Below are 15,422 nucleotides of genomic sequence, written 5' to 3'. Positions count from 1 at the left end.
GATGCTCGAGGCTGGCGGATCCTTATCCAATGGTTCGACTTAGGATTGAGGAACAGCGGAGTTAGAGGTCGACGTACTGTGATTCCCACTCGCGGCGCTCCTGAATGGCTTCATCCCCTTCCTCAGCGAGCGCATAGTAGTTCGTTCGCCGATCGAGTTCACCTTTCTCGACGAGTTCTTTGTTCACGAGAGTATCGAGATTTGGGTATAGCCGCCCGTGGTTGATCTCGGTGCTATAGTAGGTCTCAACCTCGTCTTTGATGTCCTGTCCAGATGGCTGATCGGCGCCTGCGATGACGTACAGCAGGTCTCGCTGGAAACCTGTAAGGTCGTCCATGGTGACCTATCCTTACACCTGTATATTGTTATCCCTGTCGTATGTGACTGCCAGTCTCGAGCTACAATTTCGGTAAAGAACTGTATCGTCTGGTTTAGTTTCGACTTGAAAGTGATGAGCTATTTGCAGAAGTAAGCTGGTCGAGGAGAGAGTCGACGACTGAGTCACTGCTTTTCTCCGTGTCTGCAGAGTAGTCCTCTCGAGGATCTTCATACACTTCGAGTTCAACACGGCTTGCAGCCGAGAGTTTGCCTTCGAGCACCTCGAGATTGAGAATTGCAGTCTGGTAGATCACGAGCGCACGGCTCTCATTGACGTCCAGATACTGGATGTTGAGCGCCTCCAGTGTTGAGGGCAGATCAATTGGGGACCCAAAGGTATATTCTCGAGATGGATCCGAATCGCTTGACATCGGATTCTCCTTTGGGGCCTGTACAAATAGACCCTCTCTCTTTGTTGCAGTAGCTGAAGGTTCTCTGTGGAGACGTCTTCGGGAAAGGGTGGAAGGAGTTGCAAACGGGCCATCGGTCAGGTGGGGAGTTAGTGCCGGTGGCCAGGTGCAGGTTGGGGTGCTGTGTGGCAGTGTCGCGTTGGGTGGTGCGCGACACTCGGAATACTCGTTGGAGTCATTATCAATCTCTTGCTTGCCCTCTAGGCTCGAAACGATATTTCGGGGTTGGTCCCCGAACGTGTTAGCCGTGAACGCCAAGCTGACGCACTCAAACCCCGATAAACGATCACTGGGAACTGGTCGGCTGTTTGAGAAGCAATTTATACAGGGATGTGGCAGTCCGTGCTATGCCAAATTCACCTGTTCAGCAGACAAGTGGTGCTCCAGTGTCGAAACAGAGACCTCATCACGAGATGACACCCGTTGTTGCAGTCGTTTCTGCAGTTGCCGATGCTGCTGGAACAGATCCACTCGAGTTGCCGCCGCTTAGCAAGGCGATTAACCCAGAGGCGCTGAACAATTTGGTTGGCACCGAGCGGAGTTCTGGTTTGGAGTCGGTCTCTTTTGCGTATGCCGGATACGATGTTGTTGTCTCCGGCACTGGCGATATCGAGGTCGTCCAATCTGAGTGAATTGGAGGCATAGTTGTCGGTCGTCTCGAGGATCTGAATATGATTAACTGGTGGCCCTCTTTATTGCGGTGTTCTCGAGAGTGCCTGTCGCTATGAGCCCAGCTATTATTTGGAGATAGAAGCCGACCGCCAGATGATCGTGTAGTTCCGAAAGATTCGGTGGGTAGAACACTTCTGAGCAAGTTATTAAGATCGCTGTAGCTGGAAGGGTTTCATCAGGAGCACGTCAGCTGCGTCAATGAGTGTCTGGCTTTTCTTGGGAACAATCGGAACGACGGAGTTGCGACGTTCAATAGAGTTTAGAACAATAACCAGCCTTGTCAAGAGAGATGAGATCAAACCCTCCATGCCGATCACGATAGTTCTGGACCGAGATATCTATTGCGCCAAACTCACACTGAAGCTCTAACTAGGTTGATTGAAACCCATTCGTGCGAACGTTTCTTCTAAACCATCCATCAGTTCCACATCCTCATTTCCTTCCTCTACGGATTTGATTAGTGAACTGAGTTCGTGAAGTGGAAGTTGACCTGGTGCATACTCACTGGCATCCGATTCAAGCGGAGCATATCCTAGTTTTGATCCGTAGGATGGAGCTATCACACGCGTATGGCTACCTGTTTCTCCCATCGAGATACCAGCAACTTTAATTCCTCTTTCAGTAGCCGTATTAATCACTTCTAACATTGTTAGTGTGTCGGACAGATTGTTAGCATAGGCTGCTACTTTTGAGATATCCCCATACTTATCGCTTTCCTCAATTATTTTGAGAAGAGTGTCTTTATCTGGAGTTTCATCAAATTCATGGAAGGATATGATCAGGTCCACACCATTCTCTCGAAACTCGTCCAGAACCCACTCGGTTCCCCGTGCTATTTCTAGTTCGATGTCAACCATTTCAACAGCATCAAATTGAGAGGCCGCCATCAATTGATCTAGCCGTCCTCGATCTGTTGCTTCACCGCCAAACCACCTCGACCGATTCGTTGCAATAATAGGAAGCTCACCATCGTATTCTGAAAGCTGCTTTATCGGGTTTTCCGCGCTGTCCATTCGGAATTCGATAACGTCTGCTTCACCTCGAGCGTCTGGCTCTCGAGTGAGATCATTTGTAGTTGCAGCTAGAGTGAAATCGTCAATTTCCATGATAGGGTATACCAACCTCCTCCATAAAAGAATTTCGAGTGCTGAGCCCACATTCGAGATGACCACAAGATATGCGGCAGAAAGACCAGCAAAGGGTTAAGCAACGGTAGGACGGTGTTTCACTGCTTTAACTGTAGAAAGAGATCAGTTCGGAGGTAGACGATTAATATCGGCTAGAACTGCTGATGCTGTTTCTCTGCCACCTGCACCGAGACCGCTGTTATGGAGGCTTCCAGCATGTTTCGTCTCGATTTGAACAATATTTCGTGTTCCCGTCACCGCGAGCGTACTATGTTCGGGAACAAGTCGTGGACCAACATGAACCCCGTCTCGAGTTGCCTCACCAATAAGACGGATTGTTCGGCCGTCTTCTGCAGCAAGTTTGAGAGCACTGCCAGGAATGTCTTCGATTCCACGTACCTGGGCGTCTTCGAATGAGAAGCCACCATCGGCGAGTACGTTCGCAAGAATCACGCATTTTAGTGCAGCATCAGTGCCATCAACATCGAATGCTGGATCGGCTTCTGCGACGCCGAGATCCTGAGCTTCTGCAAGGACATGTTCATAGTCGAGTCCCTCGGCAGCCATCCGTGTAAGAATAAAGTTTGCCGTGCCATTGAGGATGCCTCGGACTGCTGTTACGGCCTGTGGCGTGCAGTCTTCGATTGTTGACAGAACTGGAATCGCGCCACCGACAGTTGCTTCGAATCTGAGTGTGCCCGCACTATCAGCCTCAAGTGCACGCAACTCCTCATAGCGTTCAGCAACGGGGCCCTTGTTCGCGAGCACGACGTGGTGATTCGTCTCGAGTGCGCGCTTGACGTGCGTAAAGCCAGGTTCGGCGCTGTCGAGCGTTGTTGGTGTTGCTTCGACAAGGACGTCATACTCTGCCTCGAAAAGAGTTTCAGGAGCCTCGGATCCGACAGCATCACCATCGATCTTACGTTGAAGAGCGCTCCCAATATCAATACCAGCAGGATCAATTGTAGCGCCGTTCGAATCAGCAAGTGCGACGACTTCGTGTCCGTACTCGCTTGCGAGGTCTGCGACTGACTGGCCGACGGCACCGCAGCCGAGGATGGCAAGCTGCATTAGACCTCACCTCCAGTTAATGGCTCAACGACGGTAAAGTCCTTATCTGACGCGATTGAGCGAATTGTCTCGAGCGTTTCGTTTGTATTCCCAGTGTCAATAGCGAGTCGGAGTCGTGCACTCGAAACCTCTTGTGTTCCTTCTGGAGCGGCGAGTGAGAGGTCGAAGATTGCGGCACCAGCTTCATTTTTGATTCGTGATAAGGTGCCAGACAGGTCACCTTCGATGAGATGACCGATCAGCAAAATCGTGACCTCCTCACCATAACGTTCAGCACCGGCCTGTACGACGTTAACACCAGCGTCGCGGAGCCCGTTGACAATATCGTCGAAACGGTCGGGCGGACATCCAAGATCGATCTCGACAGGAATGTGTCCACGTGGCGTAATATTTCCCCGTTCGTGATGTATACTCATGAGGTTGCCCCCGTTTTCAGCGATCGGAGCGAGCGCGTGTAGGAGCTCACCAGGATTATCGACAAGCTCGAGTCGAATAGTATACGTATGGAGGCCCCCATCTGTTTCCACTGCTTCTCGTCGAATGCGGTTTTTACCCATGTGTCATCCCTCCTATTGGCAAGCGTCTACAGACGGTCATAGTTGACCGTTCTGGTTCAGCCTACAAAAGGATATAGAATTCCTCAGATCCGTATACCCTGATTCATATATCCCCATAGTACTGTCTAGCTGAGCTGATCTAAGAAGCGCGTCGTGTTTAATTAAGCGAATTTCACCAGACAGCGAAGGCTTGGACCACATTTCGGCAGTCATTGCATCAACTTTCTTAAATATATTGGCGAACGAGGAAGTTCGACGTTCTATCTCTTAAATGATGAGTTACTACAGTGCTTAGATTCCATGTTGAATGGGACGAAATCGGAGCCATGTTTATTGGAGTACAGTTGCTAGGTGCTGGTCGCGATCAATGAGAAACACGGCGGCAGTGATATCATGTTTCTCACGAAGTCCTTGGAGCAATTGTCGTGTCAGTGTCGTCGTTGTAGTTATAAAAAGCCGTAAGCGCAAAAACTCGTTTGAATGAGGACCGACGGCTGCATACAGCCAGAATTGCTGACCGTTGATTTAGATCACCATCTCGTCAACACGATGTGATCTGGACTTGTACCGCTGGCGGGCTATAGATCGGTCTCCTGAATTCACCCATGAACAGCTTTTCGCGATCGTTCGACATCGAAATTCTCAACTTCAGAGATGGTATTCGAAAGCGAGATCCTACTGGGATGGAGTCGAATACTCAGTACTATTAGCTGACGCAGTATCCATTCTCGTGCCCCAACATTCAATTCGATTCAGTCGCTATAAACACTGAGGCGGGTGGTTTCTGCCATGTGACAGTTAAAAACCATCCTACCTCTTTCCTCAGCCTTAACTAAACACGACCGATACGACAGCACTTACGGTGATTCTGTGTAAATCCGCTGAGAGACATGACGTGAAAGTGCCTGTTCTTGTCGATGTAGCTTTCCGCCTCAGGAAGTACCCTGTCGAACAGATCAGGCTCGATACAATAAATACAAAAATTGAAACAGACCGGATATATTTTAAAATACAAAATAGAGACGCCTCCCTTTCTTAAATTGCTTCAGACACACCAAATCAACAACGGACGAATTGTGGTTGCAGGCCTTCAGGGTCTGATGGGGATTTTCTTCACTGATCACATGACATACAATTCCAAAGGATTTAGGTAGATGGTACGTCAACGCTGATACCTATCTGATGCGTTGGCAGTATCGAACTACCGTATTAGCAGTATGTACACTTGCACTTTTCGTCACTGTGTTCGGTCGATTAGCGATTAGTCCTGTTGTGCCGGACCTTGCTGCTGAGTTCGAAATCTCAAACACAATGATCGGTGCATCATTGACGAGTATGTGGATTGCTTACGCACTCACCCAATTTCCCAGTGGGATTCTCGCTGATCGATATGGTGATCGGCTCATTATACTCATTTCTGTTAGTGGAACCGGACTTACCGCGCTCATTCTCGTCGCCACACCTGGATTTGGCATATTTTTCTTAGGCACGGTCTTGCTTGGGGCGGTTGCCGGACTCCACTACAGCGTTGCTACCACACTACTCACACGAATTTACGACAATATTGGGACCGCAATCGGTGTCCATAATGCTGGTGCACCACTTGCTGGTCTGGTGACACCAATCGTCGTCTCTTGGGTTGCTGTCCGTTACGGTTGGCGGCCTGCAATTTTGCTCACGACCATTGTCGCTTTGCCGGTCTTTGGCTTAGTGTTTCTAAGCCTTCGCTCAAACGAGCCACGTGCCCCGAACCAGTCGATACGCGAACAACTCCAACTAGATGTAGCTCTGAAAGTACTGTTACGCCCATCAGTGCTCTTCACCGGCGTTATCGCGGTCATTGCTGAATTCACTTGGCAAGCATTGGCATCGTTTCTACCAGCGTTTTTTGTTCAATACCATGGCTACTCAACGACGCTTGCCGGAATTCTTTTTGGTGTGTATTTTGTCTCTCAGGGATTCCTACAGGTGGGTGTTGGTTTTTTCGCTGACCGATTTGGACGTGACCGAGCAATCGGAGTTTGTATGCTCGCTGGAGGCATTGGTTTGTTGCTACTCGTTATTGGCTCTGGACTTACGTTGATTGTTGCTGGGACACTCCTGCTCGGCTTGGGAATGGGGTGGGGGGCAGCAGTATTCCCCCGATTGATGGATAGGCTCTCGGAAGATGAGCGAGCGTTTGGATTCGGCCTTTTCCGCACCGTTTATATGGTCATCGCGGCGTCTGGTTCCGTTATTGTCGGACTGCTCGCAGATCTATTCGGATGGCCGGTTTCTTTTGGTCTACTCATTTGCTTATTAAGCCTTGTATGCGGACTACTGATCATCAATCAATTGCTTCAGATGGAATACTGACCCCAGCCATTCTCCTGTAGACGAATCGCAGCTAATTGGCGAAGAGATCGGAATTCTATTTGCATTTGGCACTGTCTGATGGAGCGGCTCTGTTGAAACCCTCTTCACGTCTTGCGATTCGCTAAGGAGCTAGTTTTCAGTCGGATCCGCGAAACCCGGTGGAAAGAGTAACTCTTCTCAATGTCATCCCTGAAGGATTTCAACGGAGCCGATGGAGCCGGTTTGAGAAGCAGCACGTCATCGATGAATTAACTAAAACGCTCGCAAGCCTGTTCAGCGAGAGATGAGACGCGGACTTAGAAGAATATTGAGAGAACAAATAGACGATAACATTCGCCATCCGTTTTTCAACTAGTTGTCAATCCCAAGAAGTATATGTCTGACAATGTAGATCTCGAAGGGGTTTATAGTACGGTTTGAGATCGGGGCTATCGGCTGGCTGAATCAATCTCTGGATAGACGAATCTGGTAGATGAGGTGTCAAACTAGACCGCATCAAAATATCGGATAGAAGCCGGCCAGATTGGGTCTACGCGAAAATGACGGCACCACCGAAATAGAAAAACTGGAACTACTCGCGGAGTGCTCTGATCGCCGGGACAGCGATCGTGGCGACGCTCAACAGGATAACGAGAAGCGCAATGGGGCTGGTGAGGAAAATCTCGGGCGAACCGTCGGACAGGGCGAGTGACCGGCGTAGGTTCTCCTCAGCGATCGGTGCGAGGATTAGTCCAAGCACCATAGGTGCCAGTGGATAGCCTCGCAACCGCATTAGGAAGCCTAAACCGCCTGCAGCCAACATAACCCAGACGTCGAAGACGTTCCCGCGCAGTGCGATCGCACCGATCGCACACAGCACGAAGATCACTGGCCAGACGAAATTCTCCGGGATGTTGATCAGGCGCGCCCAGTAGTTCGCACCGAGCAGTCCGAAGATCAGGATAAAGACGTAAATGAGCAGGAAGCCGACGAAGATCGTGTACAGCAGGCCGGCTTCCTCCTGGTAGAGCTCTGGTCCCGGATTGACATTGTGGACGAGCAACGCGCCGATGAGGATTGCCGAAACCGAATCGCCCGGGATTCCAAGGGTGAACGTTGGGATGAGGGCGCCGCCGGTGCTCGCATTATTACCTGACTCTGCGGCTGCGACGCCGCGAATATTCCCCTCTCCGAACTTAGGAACCGTATCCTTGAGCCATCGCGTAGCCTCGTTGTACGTGATAAACGAGGCGATGTCGCCGCCTGCGCCGGGGATCGCCCCGATGAACGACCCGATAACACCGGAGCCAATTGAGATCGGAGCGATCGATTTCAGGTCAGAAAGGGACGGCAACACACCGGTGATCTCCTGGTTGATCTTGTTTTCCTCCGCGCCGATCCCTTGAGCGTACTTTCGCAGCCCCTCGGCGATTCCGAACAATCCGATCATCACCGCAATGAACTCGACACCAGTGAGGAGTTCGGGCGTACCGAATGTAAATCGTTGGTAGCCCGTAAGCGGATCGATCCCGACAGTCGCAACGAGCATGCCGAGCAGGCCGGAAATCATCCCCTTCGTAATCGAATCGCCGCTCACGCTGGCGATGACTGTTAGGCCGAGCAGCGCCAGCGCGAAGAACTCTGGCGACCGGAAACGAAGCGCCGCATCCGCGATCAGCGGCGAGAAGAACATCAGCGCAAGCACGCTAATGAACCCGCCAACAAACGATGCGACTGTGGCCATTCGGATCGCTCGCCCCGCTTCTCCGTTTTGAGAGAGTGGGTAGCCGTCGAAGATCGTCGCCGCGGCCGACGGCGTCCCCGGGGTCCGGATCAAGATCGCGGGGATCGACCCGGCGTAGACGGCGCCGCCGTAGATACCGAGTAAGAGCATCATCCCGTTGGCAGGCTCCATTGTAAACGTAAACGAGAGTAACACCGCGACGGTCATCGTCGCGGTCATTCCGGGTATCGATCCCATGATGAGGCCGATCAGAATCCCCAGAATCATGAGTGAGAGGATCGCCGGATCCATGACGTTCGCGACACCGTGGAGAATGTTCTCAACCGCCATCAGATCACCCATAGGGGAAGCTCAGGTAGTAGTCGTGAGACTGGAATGACACCTTCGGGTAATCTGACCAGGAAAATCTCGTTGAAGATATAGAACAGCAGGGTGGGGAGCCCGACCGAGAGCAGTCCGATTCCGGCGAGTGATCGGACGCCTGAGTAGTAGAACACGATCGGTAAGAATACCATTGTTCCGACCCAAAACCCCATGATAGGCATGAGAAGTACGTACGCGACGAACAGCCCAAGCATAATGGCTGGGGGCGTCAGGTCGTACTCACTCAGGTCAAGTTCGGCACCGCTGCTCTCCGCGAACAGCTCCCCGACTGCGAACACGATGATTCCGACGGAGACGAGAATCGGGAAGAATCCAGGCCCGAGATCCTCGCCGCTGGGAAATTGTACTGCATAGACGATTACCGCGAGTGAGGTTAGGATGAACGAGATCACGAGCGGATTCGATTTGACCGTTGTATTGAGATCCATAGTTGATCGATAGTTACGGCCGCGTCAGTGTTCGTCCATTGACGTTGATGGTATTTGTGGCGGGTCGCAATACGCGTAACGGGGTGGTTGCTCCTAGGGTGGTAGCTCCTATCGTCATCGATCACTCATCTCGTACTCTAACGGGTATCATAGATCAGTATAAATGTATTGGTGTGTCATCACACGTTGTCGAAACAAGTTTTCAATTATAATAATTGAATGTAAAATGTAATGACTTAGGTGCGTACTTTCTCGAGAAGCCACCCTTCATGGCAAACGTAGACGGAGTCAGTAGTGAACGAACGAGGCGTGTATGCCGAGAACAATCGGAACAAACCTCTTGCAAGGGGGTATCTGATAATCATCCTGCTTCAGTCTGTGCTGGGTAAAATAGGTGACTTTAAACGAGGGCTTGGGACTCGAATCACCGTTCCCTTGGTCAATTGGTGATGGTGACGAGAGGGTACTCCGAATCTAGGAGCAGCGACTGGGCGACGCTACCGAACAGTGCCTTCCCAGCTGGTGACCGCTTCCGCGGGCCGACAACGAGATAGCGAGTCTCTTGCGTCTCAGCATAGTCCAGAATCGCGCTTGCCGGTTCGCCGACCAATCCGACGGTTTCGTAGGGCATGCTGAGGCCGGAAGCGGCTTCATCGGCAATGTCGGCCGCGACGTCGCGAATTCTATCCTTGTCTGAGGATTCGCCGGCTTGGGCACTCCGTCCGAGGTCGACTAACTCCGATCGAGTAAGTGCGTGGACAATGTGAAGCGGTTCGTCGAACTTGGCTGCCAGCGTCTCCGCCTCACGGACGACATCAGCTGACCGATCTGACCGATCGACTGCTGCAATAACTACCATGGCTTCAATAAGCTGACTAACCCATATCATTGTTTCGCCGAATCTGATCGCGTTGGTGCCGCCTTGAGCATGCTACCGTCCAGATTCTTACTAGCGAGTGTCGGTATCCGATGGGTTTAATTAGGATCCCGTTGCATTCCCAACTAGACAATGAGTCATAGCCGCGTAACCGATGGTATCGCCCAGGTACAGTTCGAACATGTCCGTGTCCTTGTACTCGAGGACGTTCCCGAGGGCTCCACAACGCTCGTCGACACCGCTTTCGAGGAAAACGGCGAGGAACTCGTAGAAATCCTTAAAGAAGAATATGGCACTGTCGACCGTGTAATAATCACTCACGGCGACCACGGCCATCACGGTGGACTCGACGCAGTAATGGACGCATTCGACCCTGAACTCGTAGCCTCGGCGAACGAGACGAAACTCCATGAGGCGATTGACCACGAACCCGACGTGTCGTTCGAAGACGGCGACCTCCTCGAGGGGAATATTCGTGTGATCGAGGTCCCAGGCCATACGGAGGCGACGTCAGCGCTATTGCTCGAGGATCGGGGTATTCTCATTTCGGGTGACACTCTTGACGGTTCCGATCGAGGGGGTCTCCCCGAGGGTTACCTCCTCCCACCACCGGCGCTTTTCAACGATGATCACGAGGCCGCCGAGATCAACCTGTATGACCTGCTCCAGTACGAGTTCGACACACTGCTCGTCTTCCATGGGTCGCACGTTTTCGAAGACCCAAAGCAGAAGCTCGACGATTTCCTCGTCGAGCGTGAATGGGACCCAAGACCCTAGACCGAATTGGACGCGCTGAGAACCGTCCTACTTCAAATCGTTTTCTCGTCCGACGTCGCTCTTGTAGCGTGAAGCGCCTGCTCCCAGTAATCGAGTTGTGCTTGATCTGCGCTGGAACCTATCGTAACCGATTATAACCAGAACCGACAGCTAGCGGAGCACGGATACGTCGAAGACGGGTTTGCAGGTTTCACCCGCGAGGAAGGCCTCAAAGGCCTCTTCGGATTCAAGCAGGCTAAACCGGTCATCAAGGAACGTATCGTGATCGACGTCGCCGGTGTTGATCAGCCGAAGTGCCCGCTCGAAGTCCTCGTACATCGCACCGTAGGTGCACTGGAGATCAATTTCTCCGCGGACAAGCGGGCTGTACGCCATTGTCGTCTCGCCGGTCATACTCTCGATGACGATCTGACCGCCCTTCCGGACTTCTTCAGTCGCCATTGTGAGTCCCGAGGGGTGGCCGGTTGTATCAAAGACAACGTCGTAGCCGATCCCATCAGTCAGTTCGGCGCGATAGGCACTGAGATCGTCGTTCTCAATATTGATTGTCGGGTAACCGAGCTCCTCGGCGAGAGGCAGTCTGTAGGTGGTATCTTGACCGATGCCAGCGACGACAACCTCGCCGCCCTGTGCGTCCGCGATCTGTGCGGTGAGGATTCCCATTGGTCCGGGACCGGCGACGAGAACTCGGTCGCCAGAACGCACACGCGAGTTTTCGATGACTGCTCGAGCACAGATTGCTGTCGGTTCGACAAGCGCGGCGTGTCGTGGCGGGACACCCTCAGGAACGGCGTGGAGTTCCGATTCGGGAACGGCGATATAGCCCGCGTACGCACCGTCGTGATCGACGCCGGTGATCGCCGTGTTCTGGCAGACGTTCTCCTCGCCCATCTCGCACTGGTAGCAATCGCCGCAACCCCGGATGGGACGTTCGACGACGCGGTCGCCGGAATCGAACTTTGTGACCTCGTCACCGGTCTCGATGATGTGGCCAGTATACTCGTGGCCAATGATCGTTGGGAGTTTCATCCGCTCGAACGCGGGCTTAAATTGGTAGATGCCGGCGTCGCTACCACAGAGTCCCGCGTATTCGACTTCGATCAGTACCTCATCGGGTGCCGGTTTCGGTCTATCGACCTCAACCAGTTCCATGGCACCGGAGCCGCGACCCGTCTTAGCCAAGCCTCGCATAGTAGCGTCTCAACCGTGATCGGACATAAACCTGTGGAATAGCACAAAACCGATTTCTTCGGCCGTCTTTCGTGTCCGTTTTCGACTAGGTATTCTTACCCCTCGTGTGATTCGGTCTAACGCCGCTATTTTGATTTCTTCACCTATTTTGCTGCATATATGATTATGTTTCGAGAACTTTCGCACGGATATATGAACGCGGCCGAAAGTTTTAAAATCACGGCCGCCCCTGGATGTGTGTAGGATGGTAGATATCCCCACTGGTAGGAATAGTGATCAGCGTATCGTAAACCGTCGCACTGCCTTGCAGTCTCTTGGGGTGACGGGGCTCGCATTAGCGGCGGGCTGTGTCGGTGACCTCAGCGACGATGGTGACTGGCCATCGCGGCAAGTCGAGATTATCGTTCCCTGGGCGGCCGGCGGCGGCGCGGACAGAACGAGTCGAGCCATCTCAGAGGTGGCCGAAGAACACACCGATGAGTCCTGGAGCGTAAGCAACCAAGAGGGCGGCTCCGGATCCGTTGGCATGAATGCGGTGGCAACTTCTGATCCAGACGGTCACACCATCGGTGTCGCCGCTCCGGAAATCGCGCTGTTTGAACACCTCGAAATTGATGAGATGGGCCCCGACGACATTACGCCGGTTATGCAGTATGTCGAGATGCCGGCGGCACTGGTCGTCCACGAGGACGCTGACTACGACTCACTCGATGAGTTCCTTGAGCATGCCGAGGACAACCCCGGCGATGTCCAGATGGCAAACTCTGGAAGTGGGTCATCCTGGCACATGGCCGCTGCGGGTATCGCGGATGAGGCCGAGATCGAGGTTGAACACGTCGCCTACGACGGGGCCGATCCGGCGATGACGGCCGTCGTCAACGGGGAGGTCGACTGTACTGCCGTCGGTGCGGCCGAGGTCGCCCCGCAGGTTCAGGATGGTGATCTCGCCGCGCTGGGTGTCGCCTTCGAGGAGGAGGTCGACGCCCTTCCGGAGGTGCCGACACTGCAGGAACAGGGTCTCGACATTGAGATCGGCTCTTGGCTCGGTCACTTTGTGCCGACAGACACGCCGGACGATGTTCACGACGAGATCGTTGACACGTACGAGTCAGTTTACGACGACGACGAGTTCGTCGACTTTGCCGAGAGTAACAACTTCATGCGCGTCCAGCGTGGACCTGACGAGTTCCATGAGTTCATGCAGGAGCAATACGAGTACTACGGCGAACTCCTCGAAGACTTAGACATTGAGTAGGGGGACTTACTTAAGCGACGGAAAGCAGTGGATCGGTCGGATTCGTATCGGTCGAGGTACCGGCTGTTCCTGTCGGTAGTACTCGTTCCGCCCTTTTTCGGATGTTCAGTACCGTGACGGCCGTGCGATCGGTAGATTAAGGTGGCCGACGAGCAAGAGTGCAACTATGCACACGATAGAGTACGATGTGCAGCGACCAAACCGCGACGTCGTCTCGGCGTTCGAAGAGATCCCAAGTACGATCGTCTCGGACGTGACCGGCAACGTCGGACTGACAATGGACTCCGGAATTAATCCGGCTTACGAGGGGGCTGAAACGGCTGGCACTGCGATTACCGTCAAAGCTGCACCTGGAGACAACCTAATCATTCACAAGGCGATCACAATGGCTGAGCCAGGCGACATCCTTGTCATCGACGCTGACGGCTTCACCGAAACGGGCCACCTCGGCGAGCTTATGTGCAAATCATGCCAAGTCAACGGGATTGCGGGTATCGTTATCGATGGAAGCGTCCGTGACCGCCAGGCGCTCGCCGAAATGGAGTTTCCGGTCTACGCCCGCGGCACCCACCCTCGTGGCCCACTCAAGCAGGATCCTGGCTCGATCAACGTGTCCGTCTCCTGTGGCGGCGTCGCCGTCGAGCCCGGAGACGTGATCGTCGGCGACGACGATGGGATAGCTGTCGCGCCGCGAGAGAACGCCGCCGAGATTCTCGAGCGGTCCCGCGAGAAACTCGACTCCGAGGATGCCGTTCGTGAGGAACTTGTCGAGGGTGAGTACCTCTTTGAACTCAATGGCTACGATCGGCTCTTTGAGGAACTCGAGGTCGTCGGGCCGGAAGACTCGATCCAGTAACGATACTGCGGCGGCCGCAAGACAGTAACCGGGGTTGAGCGGCGACGGCGTGAGGTCTCGGTTTTCTGGGCAACCACATTGATCAGCAACTTGTATTCCGAGCGTCGACATCGACTCCGAATCGTAGCGGTTTCAACATAGTTGGAACTTTCCACAGGGCTTAAGCGGTCACGATGCTAGGTTCTGGTATGCCTGGCAGCGAAAAAACGGACTCGAGGCGGCTCAAGAGTGTGGACCAGTCTTTCACGATCGTTGAATACCTTCGGGGGGCCGGCGCGGCGACGCTCTCAGAGGTCTCCGAGGATCTCGAGCTACCGGTGAGCACAAGCCATATCCACCTCACAACGCTCGTCGAAAACGGGTACGTCGTCAAGGACGATGGCAAGTATCGCTGCAGTTTCCGGTTTTTACAGACCGGTGGAGAAATGCGTGACCGCATGACGCTCTATCAGGCAGCTAAGCCTGAGGTAGACGACTTACGAGAGCTGTCTGGCGAACATGCGAATGTGACCGTCGAGGAAAATGGGTATTCGGTGCAGTTGTACAAATCGGAGAGTCCCGAATCGATCGACGACAATGCGGCACTGGGCCACCACCTGTACCTGCATTCGACTGCGACGGGCAAGGCGATACTCTCGACGCTCTCCGAGGAGGAGGTCGACGCCATTATCGAAAAGCGCGGGCTTCCTGAGCAAACATCGAACACGATTACCGAGCGAGCGGCGCTGTTCGAGGAGTTGGAGACGATCCGCGACCAGGGATACTCTGTCAACCGCGGCGAGCACTTTCCCGGCGTCTGTGCAATCGGTACCGCGATCACGTCGAAACCCGATGATGTCATCGGCGCAATCAGCATCAGTGGCCCCCTCAGCCGCATGGAACCCGAGCGAATCGAGAACGAGCTTGCCCCGGAACTGCTCAAAAAGCAAAACATCGTCGAGCTCAAAGTTCGCCAATATGAGTAACGTAGTTCTCCCCGTTTGGGGCGGGGTGCGGTCGCCATTGAGGATCAGCAGCCCGCTCGCGCTGATGGATTAACCGGGCCACTAACAGGTCACGAACGATTCGAGATACTGTATTACACCAGTACGACTGTAATGGATGCGTTAGACTTGCCGTTTCAATAATAGTGGAACACAGTTAGAGCAGCCCATGCCTTTCGCGATGCGGTCCCTCCAACAGAACGACTCACAGAATGGTTGTGGATGACGGCCAGCCCAATCACGGTCGCAACGATTGAAGTTTGGCCCATGTTGCTCGTGTCTCCCTATCGGTAAACCCTACACCCTGGTCCGAATCGAGCAGGAAAACGATGAACTCACTCGATTCCACGATCGCTGAAACGGCTAAAATGCGCGGAG

Annotated in this window: 15 protein-coding genes and 1 pseudogene; 6 read left to right on the top strand and 10 right to left on the bottom strand. The window is 53.4% G+C overall.

Annotation, left to right across the window (positions count from 1 at the left end; genetic code table 11):
• Positions 1–61: 61 nt before the first annotated feature.
• Positions 62–337 (bottom strand): PadR family transcriptional regulator, encoded by a 276-nt coding sequence (locus ACFEMD_RS20940; protein WP_394743209.1) that lies wholly within the window; start codon positions 335–337, stop codon positions 62–64.
• 94 nt (positions 338–431) lie between these two features.
• Positions 432–749, bottom strand: coding sequence for a hypothetical protein (locus ACFEMD_RS20935; protein WP_394743208.1), 318 nt, complete (start codon positions 747–749; stop codon positions 432–434).
• 386 nt (positions 750–1,135) lie between these two features.
• Here ACFEMD_RS20935 and ACFEMD_RS20930 point away from each other — a divergent pair, with 386 nt between their 5' ends.
• Positions 1,136–1,420, top strand: coding sequence for a HalOD1 output domain-containing protein (locus tag ACFEMD_RS20930; protein ID WP_394743207.1), 285 nt, complete (start codon positions 1,136–1,138; stop codon positions 1,418–1,420).
• A 405-nt stretch (positions 1,421–1,825) separates the two neighbouring features.
• Here ACFEMD_RS20930 and ACFEMD_RS20925 read toward each other — a convergent pair whose 3' ends face one another.
• The 4 genes and pseudogenes from ACFEMD_RS20925 to ACFEMD_RS20910 form a co-directional block, all read right to left on the bottom strand.
• A complete protein-coding gene (locus ACFEMD_RS20925) occupies positions 1,826–2,566 on the bottom strand; it encodes a type I 3-dehydroquinate dehydratase (protein WP_394743206.1) in 741 nt (246 codons plus the stop codon).
• A 144-nt stretch (positions 2,567–2,710) separates the two neighbouring features.
• A complete protein-coding gene (locus ACFEMD_RS20920) occupies positions 2,711–3,658 on the bottom strand; it encodes a homoserine dehydrogenase (RefSeq protein WP_394743205.1) in 948 nt (315 codons plus the stop codon).
• Positions 3,658–4,215 carry an amino acid-binding protein gene (locus tag ACFEMD_RS20915; RefSeq protein WP_394743204.1) on the bottom strand — a complete coding sequence of 186 codons (558 nt, stop codon included), beginning with the start codon at positions 4,213–4,215 and terminating at the stop codon, positions 3,658–3,660. Before ACFEMD_RS20915 ends, ACFEMD_RS20920 begins: the two co-directional genes overlap by 1 nt.
• 172 nt (positions 4,216–4,387) lie before the next feature.
• Positions 4,388–4,967: pseudogene (locus ACFEMD_RS20910) on the bottom strand (IS6 family transposase).
• Between the two features lie 430 nt (positions 4,968–5,397).
• Here ACFEMD_RS20910 and ACFEMD_RS20905 point away from each other — a divergent pair.
• The gene (locus ACFEMD_RS20905) at positions 5,398–6,570 is read left to right on the top strand and encodes an MFS transporter (protein WP_394743203.1); all 1,173 of its coding nucleotides are present in this window, start codon (positions 5,398–5,400) and stop codon (positions 6,568–6,570) included.
• 571 nt (positions 6,571–7,141) lie between these two features.
• Here ACFEMD_RS20905 and ACFEMD_RS20900 read toward each other — a convergent pair.
• From ACFEMD_RS20900 to ACFEMD_RS20890, 3 genes are all read right to left on the bottom strand, one after another.
• A complete protein-coding gene (locus ACFEMD_RS20900) occupies positions 7,142–8,623 on the bottom strand; it encodes a tripartite tricarboxylate transporter permease (RefSeq protein ID WP_394743202.1) in 1,482 nt (493 codons plus the stop codon).
• Positions 8,623–9,105 (bottom strand): tripartite tricarboxylate transporter TctB family protein, encoded by a 483-nt coding sequence (locus ACFEMD_RS20895; protein ID WP_394743201.1) that lies wholly within the window; start codon positions 9,103–9,105, stop codon positions 8,623–8,625. The genes ACFEMD_RS20900 and ACFEMD_RS20895 overlap by 1 nt, the downstream gene beginning before the upstream one ends.
• Before the next feature lie 439 nt (positions 9,106–9,544).
• Positions 9,545–9,964 (bottom strand): universal stress protein, encoded by a 420-nt coding sequence (locus ACFEMD_RS20890; protein ID WP_394743200.1) that lies wholly within the window; start codon positions 9,962–9,964, stop codon positions 9,545–9,547.
• Positions 9,965–10,114: 150 nt separating this feature from the next.
• On the opposite strand from ACFEMD_RS20890, the gene ACFEMD_RS20885 reads away from it, so the two are divergent.
• A complete protein-coding gene (locus tag ACFEMD_RS20885; RefSeq protein WP_394743199.1) occupies positions 10,115–10,759 on the top strand; it encodes an MBL fold metallo-hydrolase in 645 nt (214 codons plus the stop codon).
• Positions 10,760–10,909: 150 nt separating this feature from the next.
• Here ACFEMD_RS20885 and ACFEMD_RS20880 read toward each other — a convergent pair whose 3' ends face one another.
• Positions 10,910–11,950 (bottom strand): zinc-dependent alcohol dehydrogenase, encoded by a 1,041-nt coding sequence (locus tag ACFEMD_RS20880; RefSeq protein WP_394743198.1) that lies wholly within the window; start codon positions 11,948–11,950, stop codon positions 10,910–10,912.
• Positions 11,951–12,194: 244 nt separating this feature from the next.
• On the opposite strand from ACFEMD_RS20880, the gene ACFEMD_RS20875 reads away from it, so the two are divergent.
• The 3 genes from ACFEMD_RS20875 to ACFEMD_RS20865 all read left to right on the top strand — a co-directional run bounded on the left by ACFEMD_RS20875 (position 12,195) and on the right by ACFEMD_RS20865 (position 15,026).
• The gene (locus tag ACFEMD_RS20875; protein WP_394743197.1) at positions 12,195–13,205 is read left to right on the top strand and encodes a Bug family tripartite tricarboxylate transporter substrate binding protein; all 1,011 of its coding nucleotides are present in this window, start codon (positions 12,195–12,197) and stop codon (positions 13,203–13,205) included.
• Between the two features lie 166 nt (positions 13,206–13,371).
• Positions 13,372–14,061, top strand: coding sequence for a 4-carboxy-4-hydroxy-2-oxoadipate aldolase/oxaloacetate decarboxylase (locus tag ACFEMD_RS20870; protein WP_394743196.1), 690 nt, complete (start codon positions 13,372–13,374; stop codon positions 14,059–14,061).
• 188 nt (positions 14,062–14,249) lie between these two features.
• Entirely contained in the window at positions 14,250–15,026 is a 777-nt protein-coding gene (locus ACFEMD_RS20865; RefSeq protein WP_394743195.1) for an IclR family transcriptional regulator, read from the top strand.
• Positions 15,027–15,422 lie beyond the last annotated feature (396 nt).

Origin of the sequence: Natronococcus roseus (assembly GCF_043677095.1) — an archaeon.
Lineage (GTDB): Archaea > Halobacteriota > Halobacteria > Halobacteriales > Natrialbaceae > Natronococcus > Natronococcus roseus.
Note: the sequence above shows the minus strand (reverse complement) of the source record. Positions and strands in the feature narration are given on the sequence as shown.